General features: G+C 48.5%; 4 protein-coding genes. All 4 read right to left on the minus strand.

The window, feature by feature from the left end; genetic code table 11:
• A partial coding sequence (locus tag NNO03_RS22325) for a toxin VasX (RefSeq protein ID WP_271450596.1) occupies positions 1–184 on the minus strand: 184 nt, incomplete at its 3' end.
• 38 nt (positions 185–222) lie between these two features.
• Positions 223–1191, minus strand: coding sequence for a DUF4123 domain-containing protein (locus NNO03_RS22330; RefSeq protein WP_271450597.1), 969 nt, complete (start codon positions 1189–1191; stop codon positions 223–225).
• Positions 1192–1204: 13 nt separating this feature from the next.
• Complete coding sequence (locus NNO03_RS22335; RefSeq protein ID WP_271450598.1) at positions 1205–3577, minus strand: type VI secretion system Vgr family protein; 2373 nt, start codon at positions 3575–3577, stop codon at positions 1205–1207.
• Positions 3578–3634: 57 nt separating this feature from the next.
• Positions 3635–3830, minus strand: a 196-nt coding sequence (locus tag NNO03_RS22340; RefSeq protein ID WP_271450599.1) for a hypothetical protein, incomplete at its 5' end; no start/stop codon positions are given.

Raw genomic sequence — 3830 nt, forward strand, 5'->3', positions numbered from 1 at the left:
AGATATATCCCCTGCGCATCGCACGCAGCGCATAGTGATAATTTTCACTTTCTGCCGGATAAGACGACGCGCCTGGTTTTGCCCACGCCGGCAGTGCTTCCTGAATATATTCAGGAACCACCGCATAGCGTACGGGCAGTAATGCCGGTCCCTGTGACATACAGTCACATTTATGATTTTTCATCCCTGTTCTCCTGCATATTCGAACTGTAAATCGCTTAATTAATGATCTGTGCGAATTTCATTCCATTGCTGTTCTGTGACATGAGATATTATTTGAGTGAATTTTTTCTTCCCACTTAGGCTATTTATTTCAAGCAACCTTTTAATAGTCCCATGGTTATAAAACTCTGGAGCAATATTAATTGAACACTCCCCCCACTTAATAAGATCTTCTTCTTCATCAAAAGCACACATCCCGGCTCTTTTAAGTGACTGCTGTAATAGATTAAAGACCGATGACTCCGAAAAACGTTCACTACTCAAATGCGCTAAGCGATAATTACAGATAATCCTATTTTTTATCCCGATGAAATCTATATCACGCCAATTGCCAGCGCTAAGCGATAACGTATATGAAAGTCGCAGTTGATTATCAGACTGATTTATTTTATTGATAAGCTGCCCATCGCCATCAATAAAACTCCACACTTCGACTGGTCCTAACAAACGTTGTTGTTGCCAATCATCCAGGATGGATAAAAGAGAGATCATAATTGCAGGGTCATAATACCGAAGCAAAACATCTTTACCATCACGTTGTTGGATAGCAACTTTTCCCAGGTAAGCAGCGATATTGATAATATCTTCTTCGCAAGTGAGCCAACCACAAATCATCCTACCCTTACCCAGCAGTATTTCGTTAGGTTCGATCTCTTTCAGGGCTTGCATAATACTTTCATGTAGTATTGTACAATCCTCAGGTAAAGATAAATCCAGTGATACCAAATACGGCTCAAATTCTGAGGTTAGATAACGATTAGCAACTGGTACCCTCACACCCCCTCTATCTATTATTTTATTGTAGAATGATGAATCTTGATTCCTTAATCTTATAATTGCAGCATCAATCATTAATATACAATTTCTATTTAGCGTTCTGAAATGATTAAATATTTCCTCACCAATATCCCCCCCCTGATTTTGCATTGCCTGTAAAGAGTAATCATAAGTTATGAAAGATTCCTTCATTATTGACCCTCCATCAACCCAGCGTCACTGTAGGGCTTTGCGTACCACCCGCAGCATCAATGGCTGTGGCGCAAGGATCCGGTAACTCTATGCTGGCGTTCAATATTGCAGGCGCCATTTTTTGAATTCCAATACTCTTTACGCGAACGTTGCCAGGCGCCCCGACTTCTATTTCACCATCTTTAAGCCTGATATATGCTCCACCACAACTGAGCACTAACTCTGTCGCGGCGGTAATGATCACCTGCTCATCCTTGCTGGCTATACTCAACGTTTTCTTTGCCAGCAGATCCATTGCATCTCCCTGCGCCTGAATTTCCACTTTTCCTTTACTGGCGAAAATCTTAATCCCCATCCACTGAGCGAAAAGACTTATTGTTTCTTTCACACCAAGGCGGAATTTTTTAGCGACACTGACATCTGTGTCCGCTCCAGAGGTCACAATGACATTCTCACCTGATGAGAGTTGGATACTGGCGGGCGTTACCTGAGCTATACCAGCAGGGGCAGAAAAAAGTAAAGCCTGTTTCTTGAGGTCTGTCATAGACCCCATCAACAATGCTTTTTGCCTCTCTATATCAGCCAGTTCTGCTTTCGCTTTTTCTGCCGCAGAGCGAATACCTTTCGCATCCTGAAGCGCAGCTTGTAAGTTAGCTACTGCTTCATGCATATCTAGCTGCAAACCTCCAGCCAGTTCCTGACGATCGGCACTGATAAAGATCCCCTTCCCAGCCCGAATAGCTCCCCACTGGTCTGTACGCAGTTCAAAGCCCTCTCCCCGCAGCGCACGCCCCGCATCCACGTTATGCCCCAGGTTAAGCTGCGTCTTCCCACCGTAGTCGGTACTAAGCTTGACGTGCTCCTCACCCCGTTTGTCCTCCATACGCAACTTGTTGTTCGCGGGCGTGCGGATGACGTTGCGGGTATGGTTTGCCTGCGTCACGTGATCCGGATGCCGGGAGTCATGCAGCGCATGGGCGATATAGGGCCGGTCCGGGTCCCCTTCATGGAACGCCACCGCCACTTCTGTGCCCTGTATCAGCGGGAAGTGAATACCGTAAGTGTCGCCGCCGTAGGGTTTGGCAAGGCGCAGCAGCATGCTCTCATAGCCCTGCTGTTTGCTGTCCTGGTCTGCATCGAACTTCACCCGGTACAGCCCCTCCGCCGTCTGATGCGCGTAGATGTCCCCGCTCTTCGGGCTGCTGATCCGCGCCGTCAGTGTGCCGCTGACCTTCGGTCTCGCCTTCAGCGCCGGACGCCAGCACTGCGTCTCACTGTACGGTACCGCTGCCAGCGACACTTTCAGCGCATCCTTCCTGCTGCCGCTGAACCCGGTCCGGACCACCACCACAGGCTGCTGCAGCACGCCCGGCAGCGTCGACGGCACGCTGCTGTCCGTTATCGTCAGCACCTGTCCCGGACGCAACCCCGCATCCGTGCTGAAACCCGTTATCAGCGTCTGCTCTGCCAGAAAACGCTCATGGTCCAGTCGCGCCCAGAAGTTCCCGGTTTCCGGCGCAGGAGAAGAGACCTCCCCGGTTTCAAGATGACGCGGTTTGTAGTGATACACCTCGCCATAGCGCATTTCCCCGCCTTCACCGCCGGTGATATCCGCCCTCGCCGACTGCAGCACCTTCTGCGCTTCGCGGTGGTTATAGTCTTTTGTCGTCACTCCCGCCTGTACCACCTGGTGTCGGATATTCAGTCCCCAGACTGAGTCCGCCCCGCTGTCGCTCATCCCTGACGGGCTGTCCAGCGCCAGCCGTTTATCAAACTCATAGGCGCTCTGCTGGTCTGCAAAATGCACCACTTCTGTCCGCGTGTCCGGCTGCAGCGTGAAGAAGTAAAATATCCCCACTTCCGCCAGCAGACGCTCAATGAACGCCAGGTCGCTCTCCTGATACTGATTTATCTGTTCACGCTTCGGATAACTCTGCGTCAGCGTGAATTCATACTCCCAGCCGTGCAGGGCATGCTCCTGCAGGATTTCACCCACCACTTCCGGGACCGATTTATTAATGAAAAAGCGGTGCGTACGGAACTGTTTATCCAGCAGAGAGATATAAGGCTCAACGATAATTTCGTAGCTGACCTGGTCGTGGGACCCCGTCAGACGCCGGAAATGGGTGATCACACCGTGGACGAATTTCACGGGGGTGGCATTCAGTAGCGCCCCGCCTTTCATGACCAGCAATGCCGGCTGGTTCAGGAACATACCGGCTGTCAGCTCTGAAGCACTACAGGTAAAACGGACTGAATAATGGTAGAGAACGCTTAACTGCTCCAGTCCCTCAAAACGTAACACATCCAGTGCATGCGGGCATGAAGGGATCGTTAAGCTGTAGCGGTTAAGCGTAGGCCCTGATGTTGTTAGTTTCATATTCATAGAGTTAACTCCATTTAATAAACTATATTTACGCACTTATAAAACCATAATAAGAAATCACAGATAATCATCCCAATTACTACGTATATGAGGCCAGCCAAATTTCATCATAAAATATCCTAAAACAATCAACAAAAAGTTTCCCACACTCCATAAACATCTAAAACCATCGTCAGAAAAAAAGGAGAACCAAATAAAAAAAGCAATGCCAAACATGCATAAAATATTACCCAGTAGATATAAAAAATAATAT

The organism is Citrobacter sp. Igbk 16, assembly GCF_028069755.1.
Lineage (GTDB): Bacteria > Pseudomonadota > Gammaproteobacteria > Enterobacterales > Enterobacteriaceae > Citrobacter.